At 72.0% G+C, this 14,278-nt stretch carries 12 protein-coding genes and 1 pseudogene; 4 read left to right on the top strand and 9 right to left on the bottom strand.

Features of this window, described 5'->3' with window-relative positions:
- Positions 1 to 79 precede the first annotated feature (79 nt).
- From IF43_RS0109470 to panB, 3 genes are all read right to left on the bottom strand, one after another.
- The gene (locus IF43_RS0109470; RefSeq protein ID WP_030196727.1) at positions 80 to 946 is read right to left on the bottom strand and encodes an ABC transporter permease; all 867 of its coding nucleotides are present in this window, start codon (positions 944 to 946) and stop codon (positions 80 to 82) included.
- On the bottom strand, positions 943 to 1,980 hold the full coding sequence (locus IF43_RS0109465; RefSeq protein ID WP_030196724.1) for an ATP-binding cassette domain-containing protein: 1,038 nt from the start codon (positions 1,978 to 1,980) through the stop codon (positions 943 to 945). The genes IF43_RS0109470 and IF43_RS0109465 overlap by 4 nt, the downstream gene beginning before the upstream one ends.
- Before the next feature lie 169 nt (positions 1,981 to 2,149).
- Entirely contained in the window at positions 2,150 to 3,001 is an 852-nt protein-coding gene (panB, locus tag IF43_RS0109460) for a 3-methyl-2-oxobutanoate hydroxymethyltransferase (protein ID WP_030196722.1), read from the bottom strand.
- Between the two features lie 297 nt (positions 3,002 to 3,298).
- Between panB and IF43_RS0109455 the strand changes: the two genes are divergently transcribed.
- Positions 3,299 to 4,321 (top strand): endonuclease/exonuclease/phosphatase family protein, encoded by a 1,023-nt coding sequence (locus IF43_RS0109455; protein ID WP_030196719.1) that lies wholly within the window; start codon positions 3,299 to 3,301, stop codon positions 4,319 to 4,321.
- Between the two features lie 153 nt (positions 4,322 to 4,474).
- Here the strand turns inward: IF43_RS0109455 and IF43_RS0109450 are convergent, their stop codons facing one another.
- The 6 genes from IF43_RS0109450 to IF43_RS0109425 form a co-directional block, all read right to left on the bottom strand.
- Positions 4,475 to 6,226, bottom strand: a complete 1,752-nt coding sequence (locus IF43_RS0109450) for an NAD+ synthase (protein ID WP_030196716.1) — start codon at positions 6,224 to 6,226, stop codon at positions 4,475 to 4,477.
- Between the two features lie 87 nt (positions 6,227 to 6,313).
- Positions 6,314 to 8,191: a multicopper oxidase family protein gene (locus tag IF43_RS0109445; protein ID WP_078910024.1), complete on the bottom strand. Its 1,878-nt coding sequence runs from the start codon at positions 8,189 to 8,191 to the stop codon at positions 6,314 to 6,316.
- Between the two features lie 97 nt (positions 8,192 to 8,288).
- Complete coding sequence (locus IF43_RS0109440) at positions 8,289 to 8,795, bottom strand: hypothetical protein (RefSeq protein WP_051795001.1); 507 nt, start codon at positions 8,793 to 8,795, stop codon at positions 8,289 to 8,291.
- A 290-nt stretch (positions 8,796 to 9,085) separates the two neighbouring features.
- Positions 9,086 to 9,916 carry a DUF305 domain-containing protein gene (locus IF43_RS0109435; protein WP_030196708.1) on the bottom strand — a complete coding sequence of 277 codons (831 nt, stop codon included), beginning with the start codon at positions 9,914 to 9,916 and terminating at the stop codon, positions 9,086 to 9,088.
- The gene (locus tag IF43_RS0109430; protein WP_030196704.1) at positions 9,913 to 10,581 is read right to left on the bottom strand and encodes a DUF3105 domain-containing protein; all 669 of its coding nucleotides are present in this window, start codon (positions 10,579 to 10,581) and stop codon (positions 9,913 to 9,915) included. Before IF43_RS0109430 ends, IF43_RS0109435 begins: the two co-directional genes overlap by 4 nt.
- A 63-nt stretch (positions 10,582 to 10,644) precedes the next feature.
- Positions 10,645 to 11,013: a hypothetical protein gene (locus tag IF43_RS0109425; protein WP_234332047.1), complete on the bottom strand. Its 369-nt coding sequence runs from the start codon at positions 11,011 to 11,013 to the stop codon at positions 10,645 to 10,647.
- 229 nt (positions 11,014 to 11,242) lie between these two features.
- Here IF43_RS0109425 and IF43_RS0109420 point away from each other — a divergent pair, with 229 nt between their 5' ends.
- From IF43_RS0109420 to IF43_RS0109410, 3 genes and pseudogenes are all read left to right on the top strand, one after another.
- A complete protein-coding gene (locus IF43_RS0109420; protein WP_030196698.1) occupies positions 11,243 to 12,604 on the top strand; it encodes a glutamine synthetase family protein in 1,362 nt (453 codons plus the stop codon).
- Positions 12,605 to 12,768: 164 nt separating this feature from the next.
- A pseudogene (locus IF43_RS39215) lies at positions 12,769 to 13,096 on the top strand (transposase family protein); the annotation flags it as partial.
- A 393-nt stretch (positions 13,097 to 13,489) separates the two neighbouring features.
- Positions 13,490 to 14,248 (top strand): NgoMIV family type II restriction endonuclease, encoded by a 759-nt coding sequence (locus IF43_RS0109410; protein ID WP_030196693.1) that lies wholly within the window; start codon positions 13,490 to 13,492, stop codon positions 14,246 to 14,248.
- Positions 14,249 to 14,278: the final 30 nt, after the last annotated feature.

The following is a 14,278-nucleotide window of genomic DNA, read 5'->3' as shown; positions in this document are numbered from 1 at the left end:
TCCGGATGCCGGACCAGGCCCTCCCCCGCCGGGGCCGGTCCGTCCCCCCGCCACGTCGTGGCAGGGGTCCGGCACCGGATCAGGTCTTCTTGCGGAACTTCGCCACCGCGAGCGGCGCCGTGACGGCTGTGATGGCCACGGACCAGGCCAGCGTCATCCACACCGAGTGGGCCAGCGGGCCGTGCCCGTTGATGAGGACCCGGGCCGCGTCGGCCAGGTTGGACAGCGGGTTGTAGTCCGTGAAGGACTGCAGCCAGCCCGGCATCGTGGTCGGCGGGGCGAAGATGGAGCTGCCGAACTGGAGCGGCATCAGGACGAGCATCGCGACCCCCTGGACGGCCTGCGCCGTCTTCATGGTCAGACCCAGCAGGATGAAGATCCACATGAGCGAGGCGCCGAAGACCATCGACAGGCCGATGGCGGCGAACAGGTGCAGCACCGAGGTCTTGATGGTCAGGCCCAGCAGGAAGCCCATCCCGAGCAGGATGCCGGTGGCCACCAGCATGCGGCCGACCTCGACCACGATCTTCGCGATGAGCACCGAGGAGCGGGCGATCGGCATGGACCGGAAGCGGTCCATCACGCCCTTCTTGAAGTCGTCGTTGACGCCCGTACCCACCGCCATGGCGATGTTCATGCCCATCATCGCCATCATGCCGGGCACGAGGTACTGGACGTAGTCGCCGTTGTTGCCCTTGCCCGCGATCGCGCCGCCGAAGACGTACACGAACAGCAGGATGAAGATGATCGGCATCAGCACGGCGTCGAACATCGACTCCGGGTCCGCCTTGATCGCCAGGGCGTTGCGGCGGGCCAGGGCGCCGATGTGGCGCAGGTTGCCCCGCAGGCCGATGCGCCCCTCGGAGGGGACCGGCGCCTTGGGGGCCGGGGAGCCGGGGGCCGCGTCGCGGGCCGGCGCGCTGTGCGCAGTGGTCGTCGTGCTCATGCCGCGACCTCCTGGTTCGTCTCGGTGGCGGGTACGGAGTCCTGGGGCAGGTCGGCGGCCGAGGACTTGTGGCCGGTGATGGCGAGGAACACCTCGTCCAGGCTCGGCAGGTACGTGCCGAGGTCCGCGATCGCGTACCCGCGGGCCGCCAGCAGCCCGACCACGGCGGTCAGCTGTTCGTCGCTGAGGATCGGCACCAGCAGGACGCCCTCGTCGGGCACGGCCTGCGAGCCGGCGATGCCGTCCAGGCCGGTCTCGGACAGCGCCCGGGCCATGGCCGGCAGGTCCGCCGGGTCGGCCGGGCGGATCTTCAGGGTGCGGCCGCCGACCCGGGCCTTCAGCTCGTCGATACCGCCCTTGGCGATGACCTTGCCGCGGTCGATGACCGTCAGCTCGTTCGCGAGCTGCTCGGCCTCCTCCATGTACTGGGTGGTGAGCAGCACGGTGGCGCCCTCGGCGACCATCCGCTGCACCTCGTCCCACACCTCGTTGCGGGTGCGCGGGTCGAGGCCGGTGGTGGGCTCGTCCAGGTAGAGCACCGAGGGGCGGCCGATCATGGAGGCGGCCAGGTCGAGGCGGCGGCGCATGCCGCCGGAGTACGTGCCGGCGACCCGCTTGGCGGCGTCGGTGAGGGAGAACCGCTCCAGCATCTCGTCCGCCCGGGTGCGGGCGTCCTTGCGGGAGAGGTCGAGCAGCCGGCCGATCATGTAGAGGTTCTCCCAGCCGGAGAGCTTCTCGTCGACCGAGGCGTACTGGCCGGTCAGGCCGATCGTGCGGCGCAGCTGCCGGGGCTGGCGGACCACGTCGTAGCCGGCCACGCGGGCGGTGCCGGCGTCCGGGACGAGCAGGGTGGACAGGCAGCGCACCAGGGTGGTCTTGCCCGCGCCGTTCGGGCCGAGCACGCCGAGCACGGTGCCCTCGCGCACGTCCAGGTCGACCCCGTCCAGGGCCTTGGTCTCGCCGAAGTGCTTGACCAGCCCGCGCACCTCCACGGCGTGGGCGCCGCTACCGGGATTCTTGTCGATTCGCGTCATGCCCCTATGGGACCAGCAGCCACCGACAGCGCTCCGACAGCCTCCCGACACCGTCCGACGGGCTCGGCGGGCTCCCCGCGGGCCACCGACAGGCCGCCGACAGGACGCCGACAAGACGCCGGCGGCCCGCCGACACGGGGTCGACGGGCCGCCGGTCGACGGTCGCGGATCAGTGGAAGGCGTGCTCCTCCTGCGGGAACGCGCCGCCCACCACGTCCTCGGCGAAGGCCTTCGCCGCGTCGCCCATGGTCTGGCGCAGGTTCGCGTACTGCTTGACGAAGCGCGGCAGCTTCCCGCCGGTCAGCCCCATCATGTCCGTCCAGACCAGCACCTGCGCGTCGCAGGCGCCGCCCGCGCCGATGCCCACGGTCGGGATGTGCAGCGAGCGGGTGACCTCGGCCGCCAACTCCGCCGGGACCAGTTCCAGCACCACCGCGAAGGCGCCCGCGTCCTGGGCGGCCTTCGCGTCCCGGAGCAGCTGGTGCGCGGCCTCGTCGCTGCGGCCCTGCACCCGGTAGCCCATGGCGTTGACGGACTGCGGGGTCAGGCCCAGGTGGGACATGACCGGGATGCCGGACTGCACGATGAGCTCGGTCTGGGGCAGGGAGCGCTCGCCGCCCTCCAGCTTCACCGCGTGCACGCCGGCCTCCTTCACGAGGCGGGTCGCGCTGCGCAGCGCCTGCACGGCGCCTTCCTGGTAGGAACCGAACGGCAGGTCGCCGACGACGAGGGCGCGCTTGGTGCCCCGGACGACGGCCGCGGACAGCAGGGTCATCTCGTCCATCGTCACCGGCACGGTCGTGTCGTAGCCGAGGTGACAGTTGCCCATGGAGTCGCCGACCAGGATGACGGGGATGCCGGACTCGTCGAAGACGGAGGCGGTCATCGCGTCGTAGGCGGTGAGCATGGGCCACTTCTCGCCGCGGTCCTTGGCGGCGGTGAGGTCGCGGACGGTGATGCGCCGGGTGCCCTTGCCTCCGTACAGGGAGGTCTCGCGGGCAGGTGAAACGGCGTGCGTCATTGCAACTGCTCCTTGTGTCATCTCGAGGCACCCTCACGGTGTCCCCGGACTCACCCCCCATGGTGGCATCCGTGCGGCCGAAGCCGGAAGTGGGCGCGAGCGCGGCCCGGGTCACGCCGGCGTTCGGCCGCCCGTACGGGCGGCGGGAATATGCGCGTTTCGTTACAAGCGGAACGCTCTGCTCGTTCCGGGCCGTCCTTGTGGCCGTACGGCCGTCCCGGACGGCACGGAAGCAGCCGATCATCGCCTAGGGTCAAGAGGCGGTTCGGTGCGCGAGCAAGGCAGTGAGGACGTGGCATGGCACAGGCGTACAGGGGAAGCGGCGGCTCGGAGCCCGAGGGCACCGGATCCCGACTCCGGCGCCGCCTCCACGAACTGCGCCGCGACCCGGGCATCTGGCGCCGCGGCCTCGTCACCGCCGGCGTCGCCCTGCTCCTCACACTGGTCATGGTCTTCCACGCGGAGCTGCCCAACTCCGTCGGCAACACCGGCAGCCTGATCGAGACGTTCCTGCCCTGGCTCGGCCTGCTCGTCCCCGTACTGGCGGCGCTCGCGGTCTGGCGCACCTCCGCCACGGCGCTGCTGGCGACGGCCCTGGCCGCGGCGGTCTGGCTCAACTTCTTCGGCGGCCTGGTGACCGACAAGTCCGGCGGCGGCGGCAACCTCACCGTCGCCACCCACAACGTCGACGCCGACAACCCCGACCAGCACGGCACCGCCGAGAAGATCGCCGACTCCGGCGCCGACGTCCTCGCCCTCACCGAGCTCAAGGCCAGCGCGGTGCCCGTCTACGAGGGCGTGCTGGCGAAGACGTACAAGTACCACCAGGTCGAGGGCACGGTCGGGGTGTGGAGCAAGTACCCGCTCAGCGACCCGGCGCCGGTCGACATAAGGCTGGGCTGGACCCGGGCCATGCGCGCCACCGTCGACACCGACCACGGCCCGGTCGCCGTGTACGTCGCCCACCTGCCCTCGGTGCGGGTCAAGCTGAACGCCGGCTTCACCGCCAACCAGCGCGACGACAGCGCCGACGCGCTCGGCCGCGCGCTGGCCGCCGAACCCATCAAGAAGGTCATCCTGCTCGGCGACCTCAACGGCACGATGAACGACCGCGCCCTGTCGCCCGTGACCTCCCAGATGCGCTCCACGCAGGGCGCGGCGGGCGACGGCTTCGGCTTCAGCTGGCCCGCCGGGTTCCCCCTGGCCCGGATCGACCAGATCATGGTGCGCGGCGTCAAGCCGGAGGCGTCCTGGACGCTGCCCGCCACGGGCAGCGACCACCTGCCGGTCGCGGCCCGGGTGACCGTGCCGCACGCGTAGCCCGTACGGGTGCGGGCGCGGGGCGCCCGTACGGATGCGCGTCCCGGCGGCCCCTCGGGCCGCGCGTACGGGCCGCCCCGCCCCGCCCCACCCGTGCCGGTGGCGCGGGGCGTACGGGCTGTCGTCCCGCCGCGCCCCTGCCGGTGGTGCGGGCTACGCGCGCTCGCGCCAGCCGTTCGTGATCGGCAGGCGCCGGTCCTTGCCGAAGCCCTTCGCGGAGATCTTGGTGCCCGGCGGGTACTGGCGGCGCTTGTACTCCGCCGTGTCCACCATCCGCAGGGTGCGGGCCACCAGCTCCCGCTCGAAGCCCGCCGCCACGATCTGCTCCAGGCCCTGGTCGCGGTCGACGTACCGCGCGAGCACGGCGTCGAGCACGTCGTAGTCCGGCAGCGAGTCGGTGTCGACCTGGCCCGGGCGCAGTTCGGCGCTCGGCGGCTTCGAGAGGGAGTTCTCGGGGATCGGCGGGACCTGCCCGCGCTCCTCGGCGGCCTTGTTGCGCCACTTCGCGAGCCGGAAGACGTCCGACTTGTAGACGTCCTTGATGGGCCCGTACGCGCCGACCGAGTCGCCGTACAGCGTCGAATAGCCCACCGCCAGCTCGGACTTGTTGCCGGGCGCGAGGACGAGGTGGCCCTCCTGGTTGGACACCGCCATCAGCATGGTGCCGCGCAGCCGGGACTGGAGGTTCTCCTCCGCCAGCCCCGTCAGGCCCAGCGAGCCCATGTACGCGTCGAACATCGGCACGATCGGCACGGTGCGCAGGTCGAGCCCGGTGCGGCGGGCCAGTTCGGCCGCGTCGCCCCGGGAGTGGTCCGACGAGTACTTCGACGGCATGGAGATGCCGTACACGTTCCGGGCGCCCACCGCGTCGCAGGCGATCGCCGCGACCAGCGCCGAGTCGATGCCGCCGGACAGGCCGACGAGGACCGAGCGGAAACCGTTCTTCCTGACGTACGCGCGCAGGCCCACGACCAGCGCCGTGTAGACCTCCTCGTCGTCGTCCAGGCGGTCCGCGTACCCGCCCGTGACCTCGGGCTCGTACGCGGGCACCGGCTCCTCCGAGAGCACGGCGCGGTCGATGCGCAGGCCGTCGTCCACCACGCCCTCGACGGGCCGCGCCGCCGCGGCGGGCAGGTCGAGGTCCACCAGCACGCAGCCCTCGGTGAACTGCGGGGCCCGGACCACGACCTCGCCGTCCCGGTCGACGACGATCGAGTCGCCGTCGAAGACCAGCTCGTCCTGGCCGCCGGTCATGGCGAGGTAGGCGAGGGTGCAGCCGGCCTCCTGGGCCCGCTTGCGGACCAGTTCGAGGCGGACGTCGTCCTTGTTGCGCTCGTACGGGGAGGCGTTGATCGAGACCAGCAGCCCGGCCCCGGCCGACCGGGTGGCCGGCACCCGCCCGCCGTCCTGCCAGAGGTCCTCGCAGATGGCGAGGGCCACGTCCACACCGTGCACGCGGACCACGGGCAGCGTGTCGCCGGGCACGAAGTACCGGAACTCGTCGAACACGCCGTAGTTGGGCAGGTGGTGCTTGGCGAACCGCAGCACCACCCCGCCGCGGTGCAGCACGGCGGCGGCGTTGAGCGGGGCGCCGGCGGGCTGGCCGTAGCGGGCCGCCTTCTCGGAGCGGTCGAGGTAGCCGACGACGACGGGCAGCTCGCCGAGCCCCTCCGCCGCCAGCCGTCCGGCGAGTCCGACGAGCGCGGTCCGGGAGGCGTCGACGAAGGACTCGCGCAGGGCGAGGTCCTCGACGGGATAGCCGGTCAGCACCATCTCGGGGAACGCCACCAGGTGGGCGCCCTGCTCGGCGGAGTGCCGGGTCCAGTGGACGATCGAGTCGGCGTTGGCGGCGATGTCGCCGACGTGCGAGTCGATCTGATTCAGCGCGAGGCGTAGTTGAGGCACGACCGCAGTTTATCGTCTTTCTGACGCGATGTCCCGGGGTGCGGGTGGAACGCGAGGGTCCACCCGCCCCCGGGGGCGGCCGGCGCCCTACTTCTGGTAGCCGAGGACCGTCATCATCCCCGCCTCGGAGTGGTAGACGTTGTGGCAGTGCAGCATCCACAGACCGGGGTTGTCGGCGTCGAAGTCGGCGGTCAGGGTCCGGCCCGGGAGGACCACCGCCGTGTCCTTGCGGGGGCCGGGTCCCCCGCCGGTCGTGCCCGCGAGCGCGAACGTGTGGCCGTGCAGGTGGAGCGGGTGCCACATGGCGGTGCCGTTGGTGAGGACCAGCCGGACCCGTTCGCCCGCCCGCACCGGCCTGCGCCGGTCCGTGCGGTACGGGGCCCCGTCGAAGGCCCAGTCGTAGCGCGCCATGCCGCCGGTGAGGCGGATCCGGAGGGTGCGGTCCGGGGCGCGGCCCGGGTCCGGCAGCGCTGCCGAGGGGGCGGCCCGCAGCGCGGTCGCGGTGAGCAGGCGCCGGCCGAGCTCGGCCGGGCGGACCGCGGCGGCGGGTGCCGCCCCGGCGCCCGTGCGCAGCACCGCGAGCGCGGCGCCGCCCTTCCCCTCGGCGACGGCGGTCAGGGGGAAGACCCCGTCGCGGGCGGTGACGAGGACGTCGTACCGCTCGCCCATGCCGATCAGCAGCGAGTCGGTGGTGGCGGGCCGGACCGGGAAGCCGTCGGTGTGGGTGACCGTCAGCTCGTGGCCGCCGAGGGCGAGGCGGAACGCGGTGTCGCCGCCCGCGTTGACGATGCGCAGCCGGATGCGGTCGCCGGGACGGGCCCGGAAGGTCTCGGGGTCGGCCGGGACCCGGCCGTTGACCAGGTAGTGCGGGTAGGCCACGTCGCCCGCGTCGCCGCCGAGCGCGTCGCTGCGGGCGCCCATGAGGACGCGGGAGGGGGTGGCCGTGCCCTTCGTGGTGCTGGTGCCGCTGGGGCCGTTCGTGGTGCCAGTGGTGCCCGTGGTGCCCGTGTCGCCCATGGCGCTCATGTCGTGGCCGGAGTGGGCGGAGTGGCCGGAGTGGGCGGCGCCGGACATCCCCTTGCGGAGCTCGGCGAGGACGGCGTCGGGAGTGGAGCCCGCCACTCCGTCCAGCCAGTCGTCCAGAACGACGACCCACTCCTTGTCGTACCGGAGCGGCTCCTTCGGGTCCTCCACGACCAGGGGCGCATACAGCCCGCGGTCCTGCTGGACGCCGGAGTGCGGGTGGAACCAGTACGTCCCGGGGTGCGGGACCTTGAAGCGGTACGTGAACTCGGCCCCCGGCCGCACGTCCGCCTGGGTCAGCCCCGGGACCCCGTCCATGTCGTTGCGCAGGGCGAGGCCGTGCCAGTGGAGGGAGGTGGGCTGGGGGAGGTGGTTGGCGAGGGTGAGCGCGAGGGTGTCCCCGGCGGTGACGCGGACCTCGCGGCCGGGCAGCCGGTCGCCGTACGCCCAAGAGCGGACCGTGGTGCCGGCGCCGAGGTCGAGCGGGGTGGGGGTGGCCGTCAGCCGGACCTCGCGGACGCGACCGCCGCCCGGGCGGGCGGCCTCGGCGGCGGCGACCTCGGGGCCGTCGGGGCGTACGTAGCCGGCCGGAGCGGTGGGGGTGCCGGTTCCGGTGCCGTGGCCCGCCCCGTCGTGGTCCATCGTGCCGGGGTCCATCGTGCCGTGGTCCATGCCGGTCATGCCGCCGGAGCCCGCGTCGGAGCAGGCGGCCAGCAGGCCGCCCGCGGCGACGGCGAGGCTGCCGCCGAGCACGGCACGGCGGGTGCGGGTGCGGGTGCGGGTGTGGCTGACGGGGTGGGGGCGCTGGTCGGTGCCGGGGCGCCGGTCGGCGTCGGGGGAGTCGGTGCCGCCGGTGGTGGGGGTGAGGTCTGCGGCGCTTGCAGTGCTGGGGGTGTGGGTGGTGTGGGTGGTGTCGGTGGTACGGCTGTGGAGAGAGCGCATTGCTGTGCACCTCGGGGTGTGGTCATGCGCAGCCGCTGCGCCGGGCGCAGGGGCGTGCGGAGGTAAGGGAAGGACGCCGTCTGGAACCGGGTCCGCCCTATACGCGCATCACCATCAACCGCAGCCGGTCGGGCGGGGACCGTCCCGTCGCCGTGCGACCCGGCGCCCCGTGGACGCGGGGGCGGGCTTGTGCGCGCACGTCGCCGAGGGCCCGGGCGAGCCAGAGCGCGGTGAGGGCCGTCAGTACGGCCAGGCAGACCGCCATGGGATCCATCCCGCCGCTCCCGACCCCGCCGGCCCGCGGGTGGTCGCCGCCGTCCGCCGGAGCGGTCGGGGTGTGGGCGTGCGCCGGGTCGGCCCCGCGGAGGGAGTGGGCCGCCAGGGCCCGGGGGAGGGTGTGGGCCGCCACGGCCCGGTCGGGGGCGTGCGGCGCGGCCGCCGGGGAGGGGGTGTGCGCCATCGCGGCCGAGGAGTGCATCTGGGCCGTGCCGGTCGCGGTCGGGGAGTGGCCGGCGGCACTCGGATGGCCGAGCGTGTGCATCGTGGTGAGCCCCAACAGGACGCCCGCGAGCAGCAGCAGGCGGGTGAGGGTGCGGGGCGGCATGTCTCGCAGCATACCCCCTGCAGGTATCTCGCGCCCGACGGGGTCGGGCCGTAGCCGTCCCCATGGGATCGGCCACCCCTGTGTCCCCGCTCGGCACGCGGCCGGTCGCCGCCTCCTCAGCCTCGGCGCCGCCGCCTGAGCCGGCCACCTGATCATGAAAGACCGCCCGCACCACGTGGCGCGGGCGGTCCTCACGGCAATCGGTACCTCCTGAGGGGTGGCCGGCGGATCATGGCCGGGGGCCGGGCCGTCCGGCACCCCGCCTGCCCACCCTGATCCGCCGGACCCTCTCAGCCGCGGGGGGCCGCCCCGCGCTGCTTGAGCATGTCGGCCATCAGCGTCAGCTCGGACTGCTGCGCCTCGACCATGCCCTGGGCCAGGTTCCGCTCCACTTCGGTCGAGCAGAGCTCAGCGCAGCCCCGGGCCATCGCGACGCCGCCCTTGTGGTGGTCGGTCATCAGCTGCAGGAAGAGGACCTCCGCCTGCTTGCCCGAGGCCTTGCGCAGCTGGTCCAGCTCGGCATCGGTGGCCATGCCGGGCATGAGCCGGCCGTCGTCCTTCGCGGCCCCGCCGGCCGTGCCGGCCGTGCCCGCCATGCCGGGCATGGAGCTCATGTCTTGCCCGGAGTGGCCCGACTGCCCGGACTCGCCGGACGGGGACTGCCCGGCCGAGCCGCCGTCGTGGCCCGCGTGGCCCGCGTGGCCCGCGTGGCCCGTGTGGCCCGCATGGCCCGTATGCCCCGCGTCGCCGTGACCGGCGGACCCGGACGCCATCCACGCCATCGGCGCCGCGCCCGGGTACACCTTCGGCAGCCCCCACAGGTCCAGCCAGCCCAGCAGCATGCCCCGCTGGTTGGCCTGCGTATTGGCGATGTCGTAGGCGAGCCGGCGCACCGCCTCGTCCTGCGTGCGGTCGCGCACGATGAAGGACATCTCGACCGCCTGCTGGTGGTGCACGGCCATGTCCCGGGCGAAGCCCGCGTCCGCCGAGGTCACGGCGGGGACGTGGGCGGCGTGCGCGTCGTCGGACGGTCCGTCCGTGGCGGCGGCCACGGCCGCCACCCCGCCGAAGAGCAGTCCGCCGAGGCCCACCACGACGGCGGGCCACAGTGCGCGCCTCACTGGCCCGCCAGTCCGTTCGTGCACGGCGCGCCCGGCTCGGGGGTCTGCGGACCGGTCACGTACTTGGTGAGGAACGCGTCCACGCGCGCGTCACCCGCGCCGTCCACGGTGACCTGCTTGCCCCAGGCGCTCAGCATGATCGCGCCGGACTGCTCCTCGTCCGGGCTCATGAACGTGTACGGGGTCTTCTTGACCTTCGCGGCCAGCTTCTCGACGTCGGCCTTCGGCGCCTTGTCGTTGTACGTGATCCAGACAGCGCCGTGCTCGAGGGAGTGGACGGCGTTCACGTCCGGCACCGCCTTGGTGTAGACGTCGCCGTCGCAGTTCATCCAGACGGGGTTGTGGTCGCCGCCGACGGGGGGCTTCATCGGGTACGTCACCGGGGTGGTGACGTGGTTGCGGCCGAGCTTCTTCGCGTCCCAGCTCTTCTCGTCCGTGATCGGCGCCGTGCGCAGCTTCTCCGCGGCCGCCTTGACCTTCGCCTTCTCGTCGGCCTTGTCGTTCACGTAGTACGCGGCGAAGCCGCCGAGGCCGGCGAGGATCAGCACGGTGACGGAGATCGCCACGATCTTGTTGCGGCGGTCGCGGGCCTGCTCGGCGCGCCGCATCTCGGCTATGCGGGCCTGGCGGGAGTTGTCCGCGTTGTGGGGGGCCTTGGTCGCCATGGTGGGTCCGGTGTCCTTCTCGAAGGGGGGTGGATGTGACGGGCGTGACGAACAGGTCCGCTCTCAGGTCCGCAGCACTTGAAGGACGTGGAGGTCGGGGGCCCGCGTGGGCGGGCCGGCCGGCAGGGGCCGTCCGGCGGGGCGCGCCCCGGCGCCCGCGGGCGGGAGCACGGCGGGGACGGTGGCCGCCGTCGGGGGGCCGGTGAGCACGCCGGGGGTGGCGTGCGCGAAGGGGGAGCAGCCGGGCAGGTCGTACGGGCACAGGAACGCGGCCCGCATCGCGGCGCCGCTGTGCGGGCCGGCGGCCGCGGCGGCGCGGTGGGCGGCGTCCGCCCCCGGCCCGCCGGCGGTCACCGGATGCCCCGGGGCACCCGCCCGGCCGGTCGACGCGCACAGGAACAGGGCCGCCGCCAGGCACACGAGGGCGCACAACAGAGCGACGGAACGTGTGTTCCGTACGCGTGTCGTGTGGTCCGGGTCCCCCATGGCCGCCGATGGTAATGCCGGGGGCGGCCTCCCCGTCAGTGCGGGGTGTCGCACCCGGGTGCCGCACGTCTCCCCGTACCCGTAATGTGGCGGAAACCACGACTGGGGATACTGGGTCGGCCCGCGCGCGCCGGGCTGGTGGTGCACAGGCCCTCTGAACTGCGAGGATGAAGGCATGGACAAGCAGCAGGAATTCGTCCTCCGGACGCTGGAGGAGCGCGACATCCGGTTCGTGCGCCTGTGGTTCACCGACGTGCTCGGCTTCCTCAAGTCGGTCGCCGTCGCCCCCGCAGAGCTGGAGCAGGCCTTCGACGAGGGCATCGGCTTCGACGGCTCCGCGATCGAGGGGTTCGCGCGCGTCTACGAGTCCGACATGATCGCCAAGCCGGACCCGGGGACCTTCCAGATACTGCCGTGGCGCGCGGAGGCCCCGGGGACCGCCCGGATGTTCTGCGACATCCTCATGCCCGACGGCTCGCCCTCCTTCGCCGACCCGCGCTACGTCCTCAAGCGGATCCTGGCCAAGACCTCCGACCTGGGCTTCACCTTCTACACCCACCCGGAGGTCGAGTTCTTCCTGCTGAAGGACAAGCCCCTCGACGGCTCCCGGCCCGTGCCCGCGGACAACTCCGGCTACTTCGACCACACCCCGCAGAACGTGGGCATGGACTTCCGCCGCCAGGCGATCACCATGCTCGAGTCGATGGGCATCTCGGTCGAGTTCAGCCACCACGAGGGCGCGCCCGGCCAGCAGGAGATCGACCTGCGCTACGCCGACGCCCTCTCCACGGCCGACAACATCATGACCTTCCGCCTGGTCATGAAGCAGGTCGCCCTGGAACAGGGCGTCCAGGCGACCTTCATGCCCAAGCCGTTCTCGGAGTACCCGGGTTCGGGCATGCACACCCACCTCTCCCTCTTCGAGGGCGACCGCAACGCGTTCTACGAGTCGGGCTCCGAGTACCAGCTCTCGAAGGTCGGCCGCTCCTTCATCGCGGGCCTCCTCCGGCACGCGGGCGAGACGTCGGCCGTCACGAACCAGTGGGTCAACTCGTACAAGCGCATCTGGGGCGGCTCCTCCCGCACCGCGGGCTCGGGGGGCGAGGCCCCCTCGTACATCTGCTGGGGGCACAACAACCGCTCGGCGCTGATCCGGGTCCCGATGTACAAGCCGGGCAAGATGGGCTCCTCCCGCATCGAGGTCCGCTCGATCGACTCGGGCGCCAACCCGTACCTGACCTACGCCGTCCTCCTCGCGGCCGGCCTCAAGGGCATCGAGGAGGGCTACGAGCTCCCCGCCGGCGCCGACGACGACGTCTGGGCCCTCTCCGACGCCGAACGCCGCGCGATGGGCATCGAGCCCCTCCCGCAGAACCTCGGCGAGGCCATCGCCCTGATGGAGCGCAGCGAACTCGTCGCCGAAACCCTCGGCGAGCACGTCTTCGACTTCTTCCTGCGCAACAAGAAGCAGGAGTGGGAGGAATACCGCTCGGAGGTCACCGCCTTCGAACTCCGCAAGAACCTCCCGGTCCTATAAAGGCGGTATACGCAGTCACACGGCACTCCGGGCCGGTGGTCATCGACCGCCGGCCCGGACCCGTCTCACCGTCTTGGGCCGTCTGTGGGCCATCAGCCGCCGCACCGGCGGCCCGGTAGACCTTATCCAGGGCCCGCAGGGCACGCTCGTGGTACTCGGCTTCGTCGCCCGCGCTGCCGGGCCGCTCCCACGACCTGACCGCGGCCCCGCACCCACCGCATCATCCGGATCTGCGAGCGTCGGGGCGTCCCGATCCCCGCTCACCGCGCCTACCAGAGCGCCAGTTCCTGGCTCACCACCGGCATCAAACGCCCACCGGGCGGTGAACTCACGCTCACCCAGCGCACCGTCAACCGGGCCCTGGCCACAGCGCGGGCACCGGTCGAACGAGGCATGGCACGGCCGAAGTCCTGGCAGATCTTCCGCGGATCCCGCATCGGCCCCATGACCGTCATCGCCAAAGCCGTCCTCACCCTGGAGAGACAATGCTGAAGACGCTGCTCGGCCATACAGCTAGTTCGCGTTCCGGCACTTCACCCTTGCGGCACCGTGTACCCGCAGAAGAACGGCCCCGTTGCCGTTCGGCTCGCTCCCAGAGTGCGACCGGCAGCCGCCGCCAGAACGCGTGGCGGGCTGGACTCTGTCCAACGACAGGCTGGCTGTGTCCGGGTGATGTGCGCTTGGGTGGGGTAGCGTACCGGCCGTGTATGGACAGCACCGCTAGCAGCCGTGGTAAGCGGATGCGATCCCTGCTGGCGGAAGGTCCTCGTCCAAGAAGCTACTGTGCGCGCGTTCCGGAGGTTCCTGGCGAGCTGGCCCGCGGAAGATCGCCTAAGAACCGTACTTTGCCTGCCAGTTGGATGCTCATCTCGGTACGATCATCATATGAATGCGCCATTCGCGACCGAACTCCTCGGGTGGAAGCCCGGCAAGAAGAACGCCAACCCGGCTGGCCTCGTGCCCAACTGTGCCGACTCCGACAGCCTCGCTTCAGTGGAGCTCGCTGCCGGGATGCTGGATGCTTTGGGTGTCGACCCGGCTGTGGCGTCCAAGGTGCCAGCTGACCCGGGTGGCCCTCTTGAGGTCGCTGTCCAGGAGTACCTGGCGGCTTCCCTGGGGGTTACTGAGGAGCGAACCTGGCACGTCCAGCGTGGACGGGTGATTTCCGAGTTTTTTCAGTATGAGCATCTCCGCAAAGTAGACGAACTTCTGAAGAAGGAATCAGCGCTCCGGGTCACCATTGGGACCGACTACCTCATCAAGCCTGATGTGACGGTCGCGATCCTCGGCGCCCCCACCGTCTTCAATGCGCCGTTTCTGCACGCAGCAGTGAGCTGCAAGTGGACGATCAGGAGCGATCGAGTCCAGAACGTTCGGCATGAATTCAATCAGATGATCAAGCACCGCCGCGGCCGGCTTCCGCACCTGATGGCCGTGACGGCTGAACCCCTTCCGACTCGCTTGGCCTCCATCGCACGAGGCACTGGCGAAGTGGATGCCGTGTATCACATCGCCTTCGATGCTCTCGCTGCTTCCGTCGCACAGTACGGAAGCAAGGGCCAGCAAGAGGCTTGGGAAGAGTGTGTGCAGCAGGGTCGCCTCCTCAGCTTTTCGTCCCTGGTGGAGTCCATCGCCTCCTGGTAGCGGGTGCTGGGAACGGCGGCCTGTCAGTGC

Origin of the sequence: Streptomyces sp. NRRL S-87 (assembly GCF_000719335.1) — a bacterium.
GTDB lineage: Bacteria > Actinomycetota > Actinomycetes > Streptomycetales > Streptomycetaceae > Streptomyces.
Note: the sequence above shows the minus strand (reverse complement) of the source record. Positions and strands in the feature narration are given on the sequence as shown.